Source organism: Klebsiella ornithinolytica, assembly GCF_030505655.1.
In the GTDB taxonomy this organism is placed as follows: domain Bacteria; phylum Pseudomonadota; class Gammaproteobacteria; order Enterobacterales; family Enterobacteriaceae; genus Klebsiella; species Klebsiella ornithinolytica.
Genome location: NZ_CP130153.1, coordinates 3,591,909 through 3,606,836 on the forward strand (window position 1 = coordinate 3,591,909; position 14,928 = coordinate 3,606,836).

General features: G+C 59.9%; 16 protein-coding genes. 6 read left to right on the forward strand and 10 right to left on the reverse strand.

Features of this window, described 5'->3' with window-relative positions; genetic code table 11:
• Positions 1 to 10 precede the first annotated feature (10 nt).
• Complete coding sequence (locus tag Q1L34_RS17215) at positions 11 to 352, forward strand: PTS fructose-like transporter subunit IIB (protein WP_015584681.1); 342 nt, start codon at positions 11 to 13, stop codon at positions 350 to 352.
• A gap of 373 nt (positions 353 to 725) precedes the next feature.
• On the opposite strand, the gene Q1L34_RS17220 is transcribed toward Q1L34_RS17215, so the two are convergent.
• Positions 726 to 1,493, reverse strand: a complete 768-nt coding sequence (locus Q1L34_RS17220; protein ID WP_015584682.1) for a phytanoyl-CoA dioxygenase family protein — start codon at positions 1,491 to 1,493, stop codon at positions 726 to 728.
• Positions 1,494 to 1,743: 250 nt separating this feature from the next.
• Between Q1L34_RS17220 and Q1L34_RS17225 the strand changes: the two genes are divergently transcribed.
• Positions 1,744 to 2,577, forward strand: coding sequence for an AraC family transcriptional regulator (locus Q1L34_RS17225; RefSeq protein ID WP_163980458.1), 834 nt, complete (start codon positions 1,744 to 1,746; stop codon positions 2,575 to 2,577).
• A gap of 5 nt (positions 2,578 to 2,582) precedes the next feature.
• On the opposite strand, the gene Q1L34_RS17230 is transcribed toward Q1L34_RS17225, so the two are convergent.
• From Q1L34_RS17230 to hpxU, 8 genes are all read right to left on the reverse strand, one after another.
• On the reverse strand, positions 2,583 to 3,488 hold the full coding sequence (locus tag Q1L34_RS17230; protein ID WP_004860347.1) for a GGDEF domain-containing protein: 906 nt from the start codon (positions 3,486 to 3,488) through the stop codon (positions 2,583 to 2,585).
• A 338-nt stretch (positions 3,489 to 3,826) separates the two neighbouring features.
• Positions 3,827 to 5,089 carry an allantoate amidohydrolase gene (hpxK, locus tag Q1L34_RS17235; protein ID WP_065906278.1) on the reverse strand — a complete coding sequence of 421 codons (1,263 nt, stop codon included), beginning with the start codon at positions 5,087 to 5,089 and terminating at the stop codon, positions 3,827 to 3,829.
• Positions 5,086 to 6,327, reverse strand: coding sequence for a pyridoxal-phosphate-dependent aminotransferase family protein (locus tag Q1L34_RS17240; protein WP_015584685.1), 1,242 nt, complete (start codon positions 6,325 to 6,327; stop codon positions 5,086 to 5,088). The genes hpxK and Q1L34_RS17240 overlap by 4 nt, the downstream gene beginning before the upstream one ends.
• A 15-nt stretch (positions 6,328 to 6,342) precedes the next feature.
• Positions 6,343 to 7,080, reverse strand: coding sequence for an amino acid ABC transporter ATP-binding protein (locus tag Q1L34_RS17245; RefSeq protein WP_004860340.1), 738 nt, complete (start codon positions 7,078 to 7,080; stop codon positions 6,343 to 6,345).
• Positions 7,061 to 7,717: an amino acid ABC transporter permease gene (locus Q1L34_RS17250; protein WP_015584686.1), complete on the reverse strand. Its 657-nt coding sequence runs from the start codon at positions 7,715 to 7,717 to the stop codon at positions 7,061 to 7,063. Before Q1L34_RS17250 ends, Q1L34_RS17245 begins: the two co-directional genes overlap by 20 nt.
• Positions 7,717 to 8,382, reverse strand: a complete 666-nt coding sequence (locus Q1L34_RS17255) for an amino acid ABC transporter permease (protein ID WP_004860336.1) — start codon at positions 8,380 to 8,382, stop codon at positions 7,717 to 7,719. The genes Q1L34_RS17250 and Q1L34_RS17255 overlap by 1 nt, the downstream gene beginning before the upstream one ends.
• A gap of 9 nt (positions 8,383 to 8,391) precedes the next feature.
• Positions 8,392 to 9,177 carry a transporter substrate-binding domain-containing protein gene (locus tag Q1L34_RS17260; RefSeq protein WP_004860334.1) on the reverse strand — a complete coding sequence of 262 codons (786 nt, stop codon included), beginning with the start codon at positions 9,175 to 9,177 and terminating at the stop codon, positions 8,392 to 8,394.
• 213 nt (positions 9,178 to 9,390) lie between these two features.
• Positions 9,391 to 10,230 (reverse strand): MurR/RpiR family transcriptional regulator HpxU, encoded by an 840-nt coding sequence (gene hpxU / locus Q1L34_RS17265; RefSeq protein WP_004860331.1) that lies wholly within the window; start codon positions 10,228 to 10,230, stop codon positions 9,391 to 9,393.
• Positions 10,231 to 10,395: 165 nt separating this feature from the next.
• Here hpxU and hpxW point away from each other — a divergent pair, with 165 nt between their 5' ends.
• Genes hpxW through hpxZ form a run of 4 tightly spaced genes read left to right on the forward strand, consistent with a single transcriptional unit; the run spans position 10,396 to position 13,954 of the window.
• Positions 10,396 to 11,979, forward strand: coding sequence for an oxamate amidohydrolase (gene hpxW / locus Q1L34_RS17270; protein ID WP_032717659.1), 1,584 nt, complete (start codon positions 10,396 to 10,398; stop codon positions 11,977 to 11,979).
• A gap of 9 nt (positions 11,980 to 11,988) precedes the next feature.
• Complete coding sequence (hpxX, locus tag Q1L34_RS17275) at positions 11,989 to 12,177, forward strand: oxalurate catabolism protein HpxX (RefSeq protein WP_004860327.1); 189 nt, start codon at positions 11,989 to 11,991, stop codon at positions 12,175 to 12,177.
• On the forward strand, positions 12,174 to 13,571 hold the full coding sequence (locus tag Q1L34_RS17280; protein WP_032717658.1) for an AtzE family amidohydrolase: 1,398 nt from the start codon (positions 12,174 to 12,176) through the stop codon (positions 13,569 to 13,571). Before hpxX ends, Q1L34_RS17280 begins: the two co-directional genes overlap by 4 nt.
• Positions 13,568 to 13,954: an oxalurate catabolism protein HpxZ gene (gene hpxZ / locus Q1L34_RS17285; RefSeq protein WP_071359281.1), complete on the forward strand. Its 387-nt coding sequence runs from the start codon at positions 13,568 to 13,570 to the stop codon at positions 13,952 to 13,954. Before Q1L34_RS17280 ends, hpxZ begins: the two co-directional genes overlap by 4 nt.
• A gap of 34 nt (positions 13,955 to 13,988) precedes the next feature.
• Here the strand turns inward: hpxZ and puuE are convergent, their stop codons facing one another.
• Positions 13,989 to 14,921: an allantoinase PuuE gene (puuE, locus tag Q1L34_RS17290; protein ID WP_004860320.1), complete on the reverse strand. Its 933-nt coding sequence runs from the start codon at positions 14,919 to 14,921 to the stop codon at positions 13,989 to 13,991.
• Between the last annotated feature and the right edge of the window lie 7 nt (positions 14,922 to 14,928).

The window sequence follows — 14,928 nt, forward strand, 5'->3', positions numbered from 1 at the left end:
GGAGGATGCTATGGATCTCAAGATCGTTGCGGTCACGGCCTGCGTGAGCGGCGTGGCCCATACCTATATGGCGGCGGAGCGGTTACAAAAAGTCGGCCACCACGAAAAGTGGCAGATCAAAATCGAAACCCAGGGCGCGCTGGGGATTGAAAATAAAATTACCCCCGACGATATTGCCGGGGCCGATGTCGTCCTGCTGGTTACGGATATTGAAATCGACGACGCCAGGCGCTTTTGCGGCCAGCGCACGATTAAAACCAGCATCAAAACGTTTTTACTCCATCCGCAGCAGATCGCTGAAGCGGTAAAAAGCATCATGAAAAAGCCGGTCGTCTATTTAGAGATCCCCTGAGAGCGGGCTGGCGCATTCCACTGCTTCTCAGGAACGACGAACCGCTATCGTCTGCCGGTTTGTCGCCCGGACAGCAGAGCCGCGCCGCCGGGACGACAAGGGATGCCGGGCCGTAGCCCGGGCAAATAATCTATCCCGCCGCCCGGGAACCTCCCCGGTGACGCTGCGCTTACCGGGGCTAGCTGATACCGAACCGACAAGGGATGCCGGGCCGTAGCCCGGGCAAATAATTTATCCCGCCGCCCGGGAACCTCTCCCCGGTGGCGCTGCGCTTACCGGGGCTACCTGATACCGAACCGACAAGGGATGCCGGGCCGTAGCCCAGGCAAATAATTTATCCCGCCGCCATCTGGCAAAAAATGGACGCCCGGGCTTACTCCACATCCAGCAGCCATTTTTGCGCCGGCGTCAGGCGACTGGCGGTTTCCGGCTTTAACCAGCGCCGCTGGTCCTGCTGCGCGCTGTCCTGGCGGTCAATGTATAAACCGTGCAGCACCCGTCTTCTGCTGCCGGTGGTATTACAGGTTCCGCCGTGCCAGGTATGTGCGTTATAAATCATTACGCTCCCCGCCGGGGCGGCAAACACCACCTCATCCGGGTGCGGCAGTTCAGGGTCGCTCAGGACCTCCTCGGGCAGCTCCGGGCGCAGATGCGTACCGGGAATAATTCGCGGGGCGCCATTCTCAGCACTCAAATCATCGATTGCCCAAATGGTATTCACCAGATGCACTTTGGGAAAATCGGGACGCGGTTTTTTCCAGTCGGCATGTAGCGGCTGATGGCCGCCGTTAACCAGCGCCTCGCGCGCATTCAGGCTGGACACTTTAAAGTCGCCCTGAAAAATATAGCGGCAGGCCGACAGCACCAGCGGATGGGACCACACCTTCTCCCAAATCACCCCTTTATTCACCAGGTTGGCAATGCGCGTCGCGGTCGCCTCCTGATGGTGTTCCATGGCCAGGTTATCCCCTTCGCTCTCGACAAGCGTATCGATGAGCTCGCGCATCGCCGCCAGCCACGCCGGGTCGGCCAGATGATGCACCACGGTGTAGCCAAGCGTATCCAGCTCCTGTTTCATTTTGTCGGATAAGGCGATGTTGGCGCCGAGGGCATCCAGATAGACAGCAGATTGATGTTCCATATTTCCTTTCCTTAACCTTTCGATAACACGAAATAAACTCTAATCGTCGGCCAGGGGAAATACATGAGGCGATTGCTACGAAAAACTGGACATCCGTACGCGGGGAGGCAAAGTGTGATGATCGTCAAACTCTGAGACTCAGGTGGCCGCAGGCTGGCTCTGCGCGCTCAATCGGGCGAACTAAAAGAGATCTGCGGATATTAAATAGATTATATTCAACAGGATAATAGTTCGCTCTCGGGGTGAAGGGATGATTGAAGATCTGCCGGATATTTTAAATCGTCTGGTCAATCAGAAGGACAGGCTGCTGGTCAGGTTCCCGGAACCGGATATTTCTGTCCCGGAACTGGCCTATCAGGTCGCGTTTCCGCGTCTGGAGATTGTGCTGGAGGGCGAGCTGCAGGAGAACGGTTTACCCTTGTCCGATATGGTGCTGTCAACATCGCAGGTGCTTTATGTCCAGGCGGGAAAGTGGACCTGCCCGCAGTGGACCGGTCAGGCATCGACCTTAAGTATTTTATTTGGCAGACAAAAGCTGGGGTTTTGCATCCAGCACTGGGACGGTAAACGGCTGCGAACGGAGAAACAAAGCGTCGCCCGCCTGGGGCCGCGCGTGGGCTCTTATCTGCTGCTGGCGCTGAACGAAATCTGTCTGCAGCCAGACCCGGTCACCGCCCGGCTTGTGGTGTCGGCGCTGCTGAGCCACTGCCTTGAACAGCTGGTCGGCCTGGAGATGCGGGTCAGCCGCAGCCGCGATCTGTTTATGGCGGTACAGGATTATCTGGAGGAGAATCTCAGCCAGCCGTTAACCCGCGAATCGGTGGCGAAACGTTTTCATATCACCCCAAACTACCTGTCGCACATTTTTCAGAAATCGGGTTCCGTCGGCTTTAACGAATACCTGACCCGCGTCCGGCTGGAGCAGGCCAAAAAGCTGCTGCGGGGTTACGACTTAAAAGTCAAAGAGATTGCCCACAACTGCGGTTTTATCGACAGCAACTATTTTTGCCGGGTGTTTAAACGCTATACCGAACGTTCGCCTTCCGAATATCGCCGCCATTGTCGCAGCGCGCAGCAGGGGTAGCGGCCTCAGGATGCGGCCCACTCGACGCGTCCGCGGCCGTTATGTTTAGCCTGGTAGAGCGCTTCATCCACCTTCTTAATAAACGCATCCTGCGCTTCATCTTTTTCACGCATGCCGACGCCAATGCTGACCGACAGCGGATAATCATGATTAATCAGAATGGAGCGGACATTCTCCAGAATGGACTGCGCCAGATTGCGCACCTCTTCGGCCGACATTCCGTCAACAATAATGGCAAACTCTTCGCCACCAATCCGGGCAGGCAGAATTTTATCGCTGGTTAATTTTGCCAGCTGTTTACCCAACGCGAATAGCACCTCATCGCCCACCAGATGGCCGTAGGTATCATTTATCTTCTTGAAAAAATCAATATCCAGAATCATCAGCGCCAGCTGATGGCCCTGTTTTTCCCGGATAGTATCAATGAAAAAGCGCCGGTTAGGCAGTTGAGTCAGCTCGTCTTTTAACGATTGAGAACGCGCGTCCACGTACAGCACGTTAATACGCTCGATAATTTTGTAGATGCCGATAGTCGTCAACAGCATGCCGGAAAGGCGGAGCAGATCTTCGCAGTAATAGCCCATCCATTTCGGCTGGACAAATATCTCGTCCATTAAATCAAAGGTGCCGCCGGCTATCCAGAGTAACAGCCCGTAGCGCACCCAGTTTACCGCGACATAGCTCATTCTGACTTTTGCCGAAATCCATAACATAAACACCAGGAACAATAAGGCTAACAGATCAATATACAGCCCGGCGTTGGCGAAGATAACCTCCCAGGGACCTAATGGTTTCGATATCACGACACACAATGTGGAAACGGCGATAATCACCAGTAATGCGGGGAAAAGATTCATCCCGGAACGGGAGGACTGCGTCTGTATATTAATACTCTTATCTGAATTCAGCATCGGCATGTCTCTCGTCAGCAGCATATCTTTTCACAAGGTAGCATAACAGTCGGGGAATTTTCAGCGAATAAAAATGATGATTATCTGAGGGTTAAAGGCGTCATCGATGCTTGACAAGAAGAGCAGACTGACCCCGCGGAATTATTCCAACTGACTACCAATCCATGGCGACGAGGTCAGTGCCGCGGATGGTATAGAGTTCATCACCCGCACATTTAGCACTTTGTGCTACTTTCGCGTAAAAAAAGCCCTTCACTGCGGTCAATCTGCCGCCGGTCAGCGGCCTCCAGCGCGGCGCCGGCGCAGAAGAAGCCGCGAGTGCGACCGCGCGGGACGACTTATGCGTTTTCGGCCAGCGCCCAGGTCGCGCGGCGAAACGCGGCAATAGCCAACGCCACATCCTGCCGGGTCACGGACTCCGCCGGGTGGTGGCTGACGCCGCCTTTGCAGCGCACAAACAGCATACCTACCGGCCAACGTTCGGCGATGGCGATCGCATCGTGCCCGGCGCCGCTCGGCAGGGACAGCGAGCGCCCCTGAACCTCACTGACGGCTTGCGTCAACACCGCCTGTAGCCGCCGATCGCAGGCGGTCGCGGCGATGTGGTAGAACGCTTCGGCGGCAAAGTGCAGATGGCGACGAGCGGCTATCGCCTGCGCGGCATCCAGCAACGTGGCGAGCAGCGCGTCGAGCGGACCATCCTGCGGGCCGCGAATATCCAGCGTCAGCGCCACCTCGCCGGGAATGACGTTAACCGCACCCGGGGCGCAGCGCAGCGTCCCCACCGTAGCCACCAGGTTTCCCCCGTGCTGCCGGGTTGTCGTCTCAATGAGGACCATCCATTCGGCGGCGGCGGCCAGCGCATCCCGACGCTGACTCATCGGAACCGTTCCGGCATGGCCCGCTTCGCCGGTAAAACGGCAGTTCAGGCGGCGGGCACCGTTGATCGCCTCCACCACCCCGAGCGCCAGCCCCGCTTGCTCAAGGCACGGCCCCTGCTCAATGTGCAGCTCCAGATAACCAGCGATATCCGCCGTCGGACGCGCGGCCAGACTGACTCGCGCAGGATCAAGCCCGACCTGCACCATCGCCTGCGCCACGCTGATCCCCTGGGCATCGGTCTGCGTCAGCCAGCTCTCTGGCCAGGTTCCCGTCAGGCCGCGGCTGCCCAGCAACGTGATGCCAAAACGGGTCCCTTCTTCATCGCAGAAACCCACAATCTCTATCGCTTTCGCCAGGCGACGCCCCTGCTGATGCAGGTTTTCCACCACGTCAATCGCCGTGAGCACCCCCAGCATGCCGTCGTAGCGCCCGGCATTGCGTACCGTATCCAGATGCGACCCCAGCAGAATTGCCGGCGCCCCCTCCTGCTCGCCTTCATAGCGCCCGCAAATGTTCCCGACGCTATCCTGCCAGACGGTCATCCCCGCCTGCGTCATCCAGCGCGCCACCTGCTGATTGGCCTGCAAATGCTGCGGCGAGAGATACACCCGGGTCAGTCCTTCTGCCGTTTCGCTGATCGCGGCCAGCTCATCGGCGCGGGCCATCACCCGCTCCGCGGCCGCCATCATCTCCGCCTGCTGGCGTGTTGATTGATTCATCGCGCACTCTCGCTGCAATAGTGATCCCACGCCGCCTGCATCGCCGCGCCCTGGGTGGTAGAGAATTTCAGGTAATTCAGTACCGACTCCAGAGCGCTGAGCGTGGTCAGCACGCAATCTTTCCGCGCGTTATAGCCCATAGTGCCGATGCGCCACACTTTGCCATGCAGCGGGCCAAAGGAGGTGCCGATCTCAATGCCGAAATCTTCCAGCATCAGTTTCCGTACCTGGTCACCGTTGATGCCCTGCGGAATCATGACGCCGAGCACGTTGTTCATCTTATGTTGCAGGTCGCCAAAGGTCTCCAGCCCCATCGCCTGAATGCCTTTGAGCAGCGCATCGCCATGCAGCTTATGCCGGGCGATCCCCTGTTCCAGCCCCTCCTGCAGGATCAGGCGCGCGCATTCGCGGGCGCCAAACAGCGCCGATGTAGCTTCGGTGTGGTGATTCAGGCGCTCCGGCCCCCAGTAGTCCATCACCATGCCGAGGTCGAAGTAGTTGGAGTAAACCATCTCATCCACACCATCAAGGTGGGCGTCGGTACGAATGCCCTCCTCCACGCATTTGCGGCGGCGAATCACCTCCTCCATGCGCGCGCTGAGGGTAATCGGCGAGGTTCCGGACGGGCCGCCGAGGCATTTCTGCATGCCTGCCGACACCGCATCCAGCCCCCAGGCATCGGTCTCCAGGGCGTTGCCGGCCAGCGAGGCGGTCGCGTCGGTGTAAAACAGCACCTCGTGACGGCGACAGATATCGCCCAGCTCCGCCAGCGGCTGGAGCATGGTGGTCGAGGTGTCGCCCTGCACGGTCAGCAGCAGGCGCGGACGCACGCGTTTGATGGCGTCTTCAATCCGATCGGGAGTGAAGACTTCGCCCCACGGTACCTCGATGGTGTGAACCTCGGCACGACAGCGGCGGGCGATTTCGCACAGCAGATGGCCGAAGCGGCCAAATACCGGCACCAGCACCTTATCGCCAGGGCGAATAGCCGATACCAGAATCGCTTCGATTCCCGCGCGCGAGGTGCCGTCCACCAGCATCGTCCAACGGTTTTCGGTACGGAACACCCCGCGATACAGCGCCATGACCTCATTCATATAGTGGGTCATCGCCGGATCGTACTGACCAATCAGCTGACTCGACATGGCGCGCAGCACGCGCGGGTCGGCGTTAATCGGCCCCGGTCCCATCAGCAGGCGCGGCGGCGGGTTGAGTTGCGAAAATTGAGCGATATCCATTTTAGAGTCCTTTGATTAATTCAGGCCGCGAACGGAGGAGATAAACTGCTTCAGTTCATTGGTCTGCGGGTTGGCAAACAGCGTTTTACTGTCACCCTGTTCCCAGACCCGTCCCTGATGCATAAACACCACCCGATCGCCCACTTCACGGGCAAAATTCATTTCATGGGTGACGAGAATCAGCGTCATTCCCTCAGCAGCCAGCTGCTCAAGAACCTTGAGCACTTCACCCACCAGTTCAGGATCCAGCGCCGAGGTAATCTCGTCACACAGTAACACCTTTGGCGACATCGCCAGCGCGCGGGCAATCGCCACCCGCTGCTGCTGGCCGCCGGAGAGACTGGAAGGATAATAGTCCAGCCGATCGCCAAGACCGACCTTCTCCAGCATTCGCTGCGCCAGCTCACGACATTCGGCGGCGCTTTTTTTCAGCACCCGTCGCGGCGCCAGCATGACGTTTTCCAGCGCGGTCATGTGCGGAAACAGGTTAAAGTTCTGGAACACCATCCCGACGGAACGGCTGATCTCGCGGGCCTGCGAATCGCGGTCGGTGATGGTCATGCCGCCCAGTTTGATGCTGCCATCCTGATAACCTTCCAGCCCGTTGATGCAGCGCAGCAGCGTGCTTTTCCCCGAGCCGCTACGGCCAATAATGGAAATCACCTCGCCCATCTCGATGTCCAGATCGACACCTTTCAGCACGTGGTTGTCGCCGTAGTACTTCTGCATCTGATTAATGGTGATGAGAGGCATTGAATTTATTCTCCAGATAGCGGCTGTAGCGGGACAGCGGGTAGCACAGAATGAAGTAGCCCAGCGCCACCAGCGCAAAGACTTTAAACGGCTGATAGGTGACGTTGGTCAGCATCGTGCCGGCCTTGGTCAGCTCGACGAAGCCGATAATCGATGCCAGCGCGGTGCCTTTCACCACCTGCACCGCAAACCCCACGGTGGGCGCAATGGCGATACGCAGCGCCTGCGGCGCAATGACGCGAAACAGCGTCTGGGCGAAACTGAGGCCCAGACAGCGCGAAGCTTCCCACTGCCCTTTCGGCAACGCGCGGATGCTGCCAAACCAGATATCAAGTAAAAAGGCGCTGGTGTAGAAGGTCAGCGCCATCGACGCAGCGGTCCACGGCGAAACATCGATGCCGAACAGCGCCACGCCGAAGAAGGCCAGAAACAGCTGCATCAGCAGCGGCGTCCCCTGAAACAGTTCGATATAGCCGCGAATCAGACGTCTGACCTGGCGTCCGCCGGTCAGGCGCAGCAGCAGCAGCGGCAACGTCACCAGCGCGCCGCCGATAAAGGCCACCAGCGACAGCAGCACCGTCCAGCGGCCGGCCAGCAGCAGATTGCGAATAATGTCCCAGTCGGTAAAGGTGACCATCATGCCTGCACCCCCAGCCATTTTCGCCCTGCCGCCATCAGCAGCTGACGCAGCGTTATCGATAACACTAAGTAGATCCCCGTCGTCACCAGATAGACCTCGAAGCTCAGAAACGTCCGCGACTGGATCAGGTTGGCGGCAAAGGTCAGCTCTTCATAAGAGACCTGAGAAACCACCGACGATCCCAACATCACGATAATGCACTGACTGACCAGCGCCGGATAAATCCGCTGTAGCGCCGGCGGTAATACCACCCGGATAAAGGTCTGCGTGCGGCTCAGCCCCAGCACGCGCCCGGCCTCCCACTGCCCTTTTGGCGTCACCTGGATCCCGGCGCGGACAATCTCGGTACTGTAGGCGCCAAGGTTGACCACCATCGCCAGCAGCGCGGCTTCACCCGCCGTCATCTTGAGCCCGAGGTTAGGCAGCCCAAAGACGATAAAAAACAGCTGGACCACGAACGGCGTGTTGCGAATCAGCTCCACATAGCCGCCCCAAATCCGACTCAACCACGATGGCCGCCCGCTGCGAATGGCGGCCCCCAAAATGCCGATAGCCAGGCCGCCGATCGTGGCCATGACCGTCAGTTGAATAGTCACCCACAGCCCGGCCAGCAGCTCCGGCCAGTGCGGCCAGAGCGCAGAAAAATGAAGTTGTTCCGTCATTCACTGACCTTATGCGGAAAAGTCGGCGGGCAACGGCGCTTTCAGCCACTGCTGCGATAACGCGTTGAGGGTACCGTCTTTGATGCCTTGCTCAATCAGCGCATCCACTTTGGCTTTCAGCGCCGGTTCATTCTTTTTCAGACCAATCACGCACGGCGAATCTTTCAGCATAAAACTCGGTACCGGCGCTTTCGCCGGATTCTGGCGGGCGATCGCCGCTACCACCAGGTTCCCGGTCGCCACGTACTGTACCTGCCCGGAGAGATAAGCCGACAGCGTGGTGTTGTTGTCTTCGTAGCGTTTAATCTGCGCCTCTTTTGGCGCGATACCGGTCAGCACCATATCTTCCACCGCACCGCGGGTCACGCCGATGGTTTTCCCGCTCAGCGCCGCCGCCTCTTTGATCTCCGCCCCTTTCGGGCCAAACACGCCGAGGAAGAACGGCGCATAGGCGCGGCTGAAATCAATCACCTTCTCGCGCTCGGCATTCTTACCGAGGCTGGAGATCACTAGGTCAACTTTATCGGTTTGCAGATAAGGTACCCGGTTGGCGCTGGTGACCGGCACCAGCTGCAGCTTGAGCTTCATCTGACTGGCAAGGTAACGCGCCATATCGATGTCATAGCCCTGCGGCTGGAGATCGGTTCCCACCGAACCGAACGGCGGGAAATCCTGCGGTACCGCAATGCGAATCACGCCGCGCTTTTCAATATCCTGCAGCTGGTCGGCTTTTGCCGCTGTGATTTGCGTGAACAGACAAGCGGCCCCGGCCAGTGCGATCAGCAGTTTTTTCATGATGTTTACCCGTTACGTTAGTATGAAACAAAAGATTCTTTAAATAAACTTCTGCAACTAATGTGCCAGATACAAAAAATGAGAGGGCCACGCCAGAAAGCGCAAGAAAAGAGAGAATAAACAGGATATAGCGGAAAGAAGTGGGAAAACGGAGCTCATTTCCCCACTATTTTATTGCACCAAAAAAGAGCAAAGCACCAGCCTGAGGCCCCATTATCGTTGCTCAAGCTCGTCCAGCTGCTGATAGAGGGTGGCTATATCGTGGATACGCGGACGGCCTTTATCGAGAATTTCATGTAAAAACGCATTCGCCAGCAGGTTGATCAAGCTGTTTACCGAGCTGTAGCTGTCATAGGCCGAGACGCTATCCAGGGGGGCGCACAGCTGCCAGCGGGACAGCGGAAACAGGCTGTATGCCTGCGGTTCGCAAATCAGCAGTACCGGAATACCGCGCAGCTGGAGCTGCTGCAACAGCGGGCGAATAATGCGCGGACGGCGGCGAAAAGCCATAACCACCACCAGATCGTCCGCCGTCAGATCCACCAGCTCTTCGCTTAAACTCTGTCCCGGCTGCGGCAGCACCTGTACCTGCCCGCGCGCCTGCAGCAGCTGCTGGCGCAGGTGCAGCGCCACCGGCCAGGAGTTGCGCATTCCGATGATCGCAATGCGCCGGGCATCGACCATCCCGCTAATCGCATCGGCAAACTGCTGCGCGTCGAGCGCATTGACCCACTGCGTCAGATTCGCCATTTCCTGTTTATAGTGCCGCGCCAGCAGCGTGTTCCCCTGCACCGCATCGCGATGATCGGTCAGCGGCATTCCGCTCTGGCGTAACGTGCGCAGCTCATCGCGCATATCCTTATATTTTTCGTAGCCCAGCCGCTTAAACAGACGGCTCACCGTGGCTTTTGACACCCCGCTCAGCTGCGCCAGCTCGGCGCTGTTATAGCTAATCAGGTCGTCGAAGTGATCGAAAATAAAATCCGCCACCCGCTGTTCCTGAGGCGACAATGAGGCATATTGCCCTTTCAAGCGTTCATCCAGTTGTTCCATACGGCCTCTGTAACTTTTGTTTCATCAAACTATACATGATGTGAGCCCTTTCATAATGCATGCCAGTTTAAGAAAAAGGTCCGTCCCCTGACGAATGAAACTTTACGCTCAAAGTGGAACAGCTTTTGCAGCGTTGGCATCACGTTTGGATCATGAGGACAACCCATGCAGAGTAATGTATCCGCCCACGGGATGGCGGTCGCCCCGCACCATCTGGCCAGCCAAAGCGCGGTTGCCGTGCTGCGCGAAGGCGGCAGCGCGATAGAAGCCATGGTCGCCGCGGCGGCCACCATTGCGGTGGTTTACCCACATATGAACGGCCTGGGCGGCGATGGCTTCTGGCTTATCGTCCCGCCGGAGGGCGAACCGATAGCCATTGACGCCAGCGGCGCGGCGGGGTCGCTGGCCACCCCGGAAGCCTACGCCGGGCTGGCGCAAATTCCGCACCGCGGGCCGCAAGCGGCGCTGACCGTCGCCGGGACCGTCAGCGGCTGGGATGAAGCGCTCAAGATCTCGCAGACGCTGACCGGAAAAGCGCTGCCGCTGGCGCGCCTGCTGGAGGATGCGATTCGCTATGCCGCTGACGGCACGCCGGTGACGGCGTCCCAGTCCAGCGCCAGCGCCGGAAAACTCGGCGAACTCCGCGACCTGCCGGGGTTCGCCGAGACCTTTCTGGTCAACGGCCAACCGCCGGTCGCCGGCAGTCGGTTTCGCCAGCCCGCGCTGGCATCAACGCTTAAGCAGCTGGTCGACGATGGCCTCGACAGTTTTTATCGCGGCCCGCTGGCCCGCCGTCTGGCGGCGGGGATGGCGGCCTGCGGCCTGCCCGTCACCCTTGCAGACCTCCAGCAGCATCGCGCCCGTCGCCCTGCGCCGCTGAAGCTTCAGCACCAGCACGGCGAATTGTGGAATCTGGCGCCGCCCACGCAGGGACTGGTCTCGCTGGCGATCCTCGGGATTACCGACCGGCTGGCGATGCACGATGCCGATGACGCGCAGACCGTGCACCGTATCGTCGAGGCCACCAAGCAGGCTTTTGGCCTGCGCGATGCCCACATTACCGACCCCCGTCATCTCGACGTGGATATTCAAAGCCTGCTCGACCCGCAGGCGCTCCAGCAGCTGGCCGAAAACATCGACGATCGGCAGGCCGCCCCCTGGGGAGCGGGAAAAGGCCCCGGCGACACCGTCTGGATGGGGGTGATAGACAGCAGCGGGCTGGCGGTATCCTTTATTCAAAGTCTTTATCATGAATTTGGCAGCGGTGTCGTCCTGCCGGATAGCGGGATCGTCTGGCAAAACCGCGGCGCCTCGTTCAGTCTCGACCCCGCGCATCTGCTGGCGCTGGCGCCAGGCAAACAGCCGTTTCATACCCTCAACCCCGCCGCCGCGCGCCTTAACGATGGCCGGGTCATGGTATATGGGTCAATGGGTGGGGATGGCCAACCGCAAACTCAGGCGGCCATTTTCACCCGCTACATTCTGCAGGGCATCCCGCTGCAGGAGAGTATTTCGCGCCCGCGCTGGCTGCTGGGCCGGACCTGGGGGCAAACCTCAGATTCACTGAAGCTGGAAGGTCGCTTCCCGCCGGATAGCATCGCCCGTCTACGGGCGCTGGGTCATGACGTGGAGGTGCTGGCCGATTATAGCGAAGCCATGGGCCACGCCGGCGCCATCGTCCGCCATCCCAACGGCCTGTTTGAAGGGGCCTCCGATCCACGCAGCAACGGCTCCGCCGCCGGTTATTAGGAGACCAACATGACGCATAGCGTAAACGACTGGCGCGCTTATCTGGCGCAAATGGAACACCTGCTGGCGCTGGAACTGGACGACACCCGCCGCGGCGAGCTTCAGCTACAGTTCGCCCGCATTGCCGCCATGGCTGAGCCGCTGATGGCCTTTCCCCTCGATGAACGCCTGGAGATTGCCGGAGTGTACAAAGCATGACGCTGACTGAGATGACGATTGCTGATATTCAGCGCGCGCTGGCCGAGGGTGAGCTGAGCGCCAGAGAAATTGCCCGCCGCACCCTGGACGACATGGCGCAGGTTAACCCGCAGATTAATGCCTGGACGCAGATCACCGAACGCCGGATGCTCGCCGAAGCCGACCAGATTGATGCGCTGCGTCGAACCCGTCAGCCGTTACCGGCGCTGGCGGGGGTCCCCTACGCGGTAAAAAATCTGTTCGACGTTGCCGGGGAAACCACCCTCGCCGGCGCACAGCTGTTCAGCGACCGCCCGCCTGCCGTCAATGACGGCTGGGCGGTACGGCAGATCTGCGCGGCTGGCGGCCTGCTTAGCGGAATGGTCAATATGGATGCCTACGCCTACGGGTTCACCACCGAAAACAGCCACTATGGCGCCACCCATAATCCGCACGATCTGCAGCGTATTGCCGGCGGCTCTTCCGGCGGTTCGGCAGCGGCGGTTGCCGCCGGGCTGGTTCACTTCTCTCTGGGAAGCGATACCAACGGCTCAATCCGCGTCCCGGCCTCCCTGTGCGGCATTTTTGGTCTGAAACCGACGTTTGGCCGCCTGTCGCGTGCGGGCAGCCATCCGTTCGTCGCCAGCCTCGATCACATTGGCCCGTTTGCCCGCTGCGTCGACGATCTGGCGGCGGTGTACGATGCCTTACAGGGGCACGACCCCGATGATGATGCCCAGGCGGACGAAGCCGTTGCCCCCACTCGCCAGCGGCTGGAACGCGGGGCGGAGGATCTGCGCTGCGGAGTGCTGGGCGGCTATTTCAGCGACTGGTGCGATAGCGACGCCCGTGCCGCCGTGGCACGCGTGGCGCAGGCCCTTGAGGCCCGCGAAGAGCATGTTTTCCCCGAGGCGGAGCTTGCCCGTTCGGCGGCGTTTATCATCAGCGCCTCCGAAGGGGGGAATCACTATCTGCCGGCGCTGCGGCGTGAACCGGCTCGCTTTGAACCGAACTCGCGGGAGCGTCTGCTGGCCGGGGCGATGATTCCTTCGGCCTGGTATCTTCAGGCGCAGCGTTTTCGGCGCCATGCCCGGGAGGCGATAAAATCGCTGTTTCACCACGTCGATGTACTCATCGCCCCGGCGACGCCGTGCAGCGCCACCCTTATCGGCCAACCGACGATGACGATCAACGGCGAGATGCTGCCCGTTCGCGCCAGTATGGGCATGCTCACTCAGCCCATCTCGTTCCTTGGCCTGCCGGTGGTGACGGTCCCGTTGCGCACCGCGTCCAACCGCCCCATTGGCGTGCAGCTGATTGCCGCGCCGTTTAATGAACTGGCCTGTCTGCGCGCCGCGCGCGCGCTGGAACACGCGGGCATCAGCGAGGCCCGCCCTGCGGAGAGAGCACGATGATCAATCAGGATAATATTAACCGGCCGCGCGTTCTGGCCGAGGTAACGGCCGCCTTTTACCGCTACGAAGAGGCGCTGGTCAGCAACAACATTGCGGTGCTGGATGAGCTCTTCTGGCACGATAAACGGACGGTGCGCCTGGGCGCCGGCGAGAACCTCTACGGTATCGATGAAATTCGCGCCTTTCGCGCCGCCCGTCCGGCGGCGGGATTACAGCGCGAATTACGCCACACCGAGATCGTCACCTTCGGCGAGGATTACGCGGTGTGCAGCACCGAGTTTACCCGCGCCGGCAGCGATCGCATCGGCCGCCAGCAGCAAACCTGGGTCCGCTTTCCTTTTGGCTGGCGGATTGTTGCCGCGCAGGTCAGCCTGATGAGCTAGCCCGGCGCTGAGCCGGGCTAGCCGGGAACGACAGCTATTCCCGGTACGGATGGACTTCGCGCCAGTGCGTGGCGATCTGCTGGCGCGTACAGACCCACACCCGCTCGTGCTGCTGGACATAATCGAGGAAACGCTGCAGGGCGCGGAAGCGCCCCGGCCGGCCAAGCAGGCGACAGTGCATACCGATAGACATCATCTTCGGCGCATCTTCCCCTTCTTCATACAGCACATCAAAACTATCTTTCAGGTAGGTATAAAACTGCTCAGCGGTATTGAACCCCTGCGCGGTGGCAAAGCGCATGTCGTTGGCGTCGAGGGTATAGGGGACGATCAGATGCGGCTTGCGCGAACCGTCGCCGCACGGCACCTCGGTCCAGAAAGGTAAATCATCGCCATAGTAGTCGCTGTCATACTCGAAACCGCCGTGTTCCACCACCAGCCGCCGCGTATTGGGACTGTCCCGCCCGGTGTACCAGCCGGTTGGCGGCTTGCCGAACAGGTCGGTTAAGACGTGCACTGCCTTGTGCAGATGCTCGCGCTCCATGTCGCTATCCATATGCTGATAGTGGATCCAACGCCAGCCGTGGCTAACCACGTCGTAGTCGGCGGCTTTAATCGCCGCAACGATATCGGGGTGACGCGCGAGGGCCATCGCCACGCCGAACACCGTCAGCGGCAGCCCGCGCCGGCTGAACTCCTGATGAATGCGCCAGAACCCGGCGCGGCTGCCGTACTCATACAGCGAGTCCATCGACATGTGCCGGTCCGGGTAGCTGGCGGCGCCGATAATATCGGAGAGAAACTGCTCGGAACCGGCGTCGCCATGCAGAACATGGTTTTCCGCCCCCTCTTCATAATTGAGGACAAACTGCACGGCAATGCGCGCCTGGTTCGGCCACTGCGCGTGCGGCGGTTGACCGGCGTATCCTCGCAGGTCGCGAGGGTAATTCTGTGCTGCTGACGTCATCTCCCAC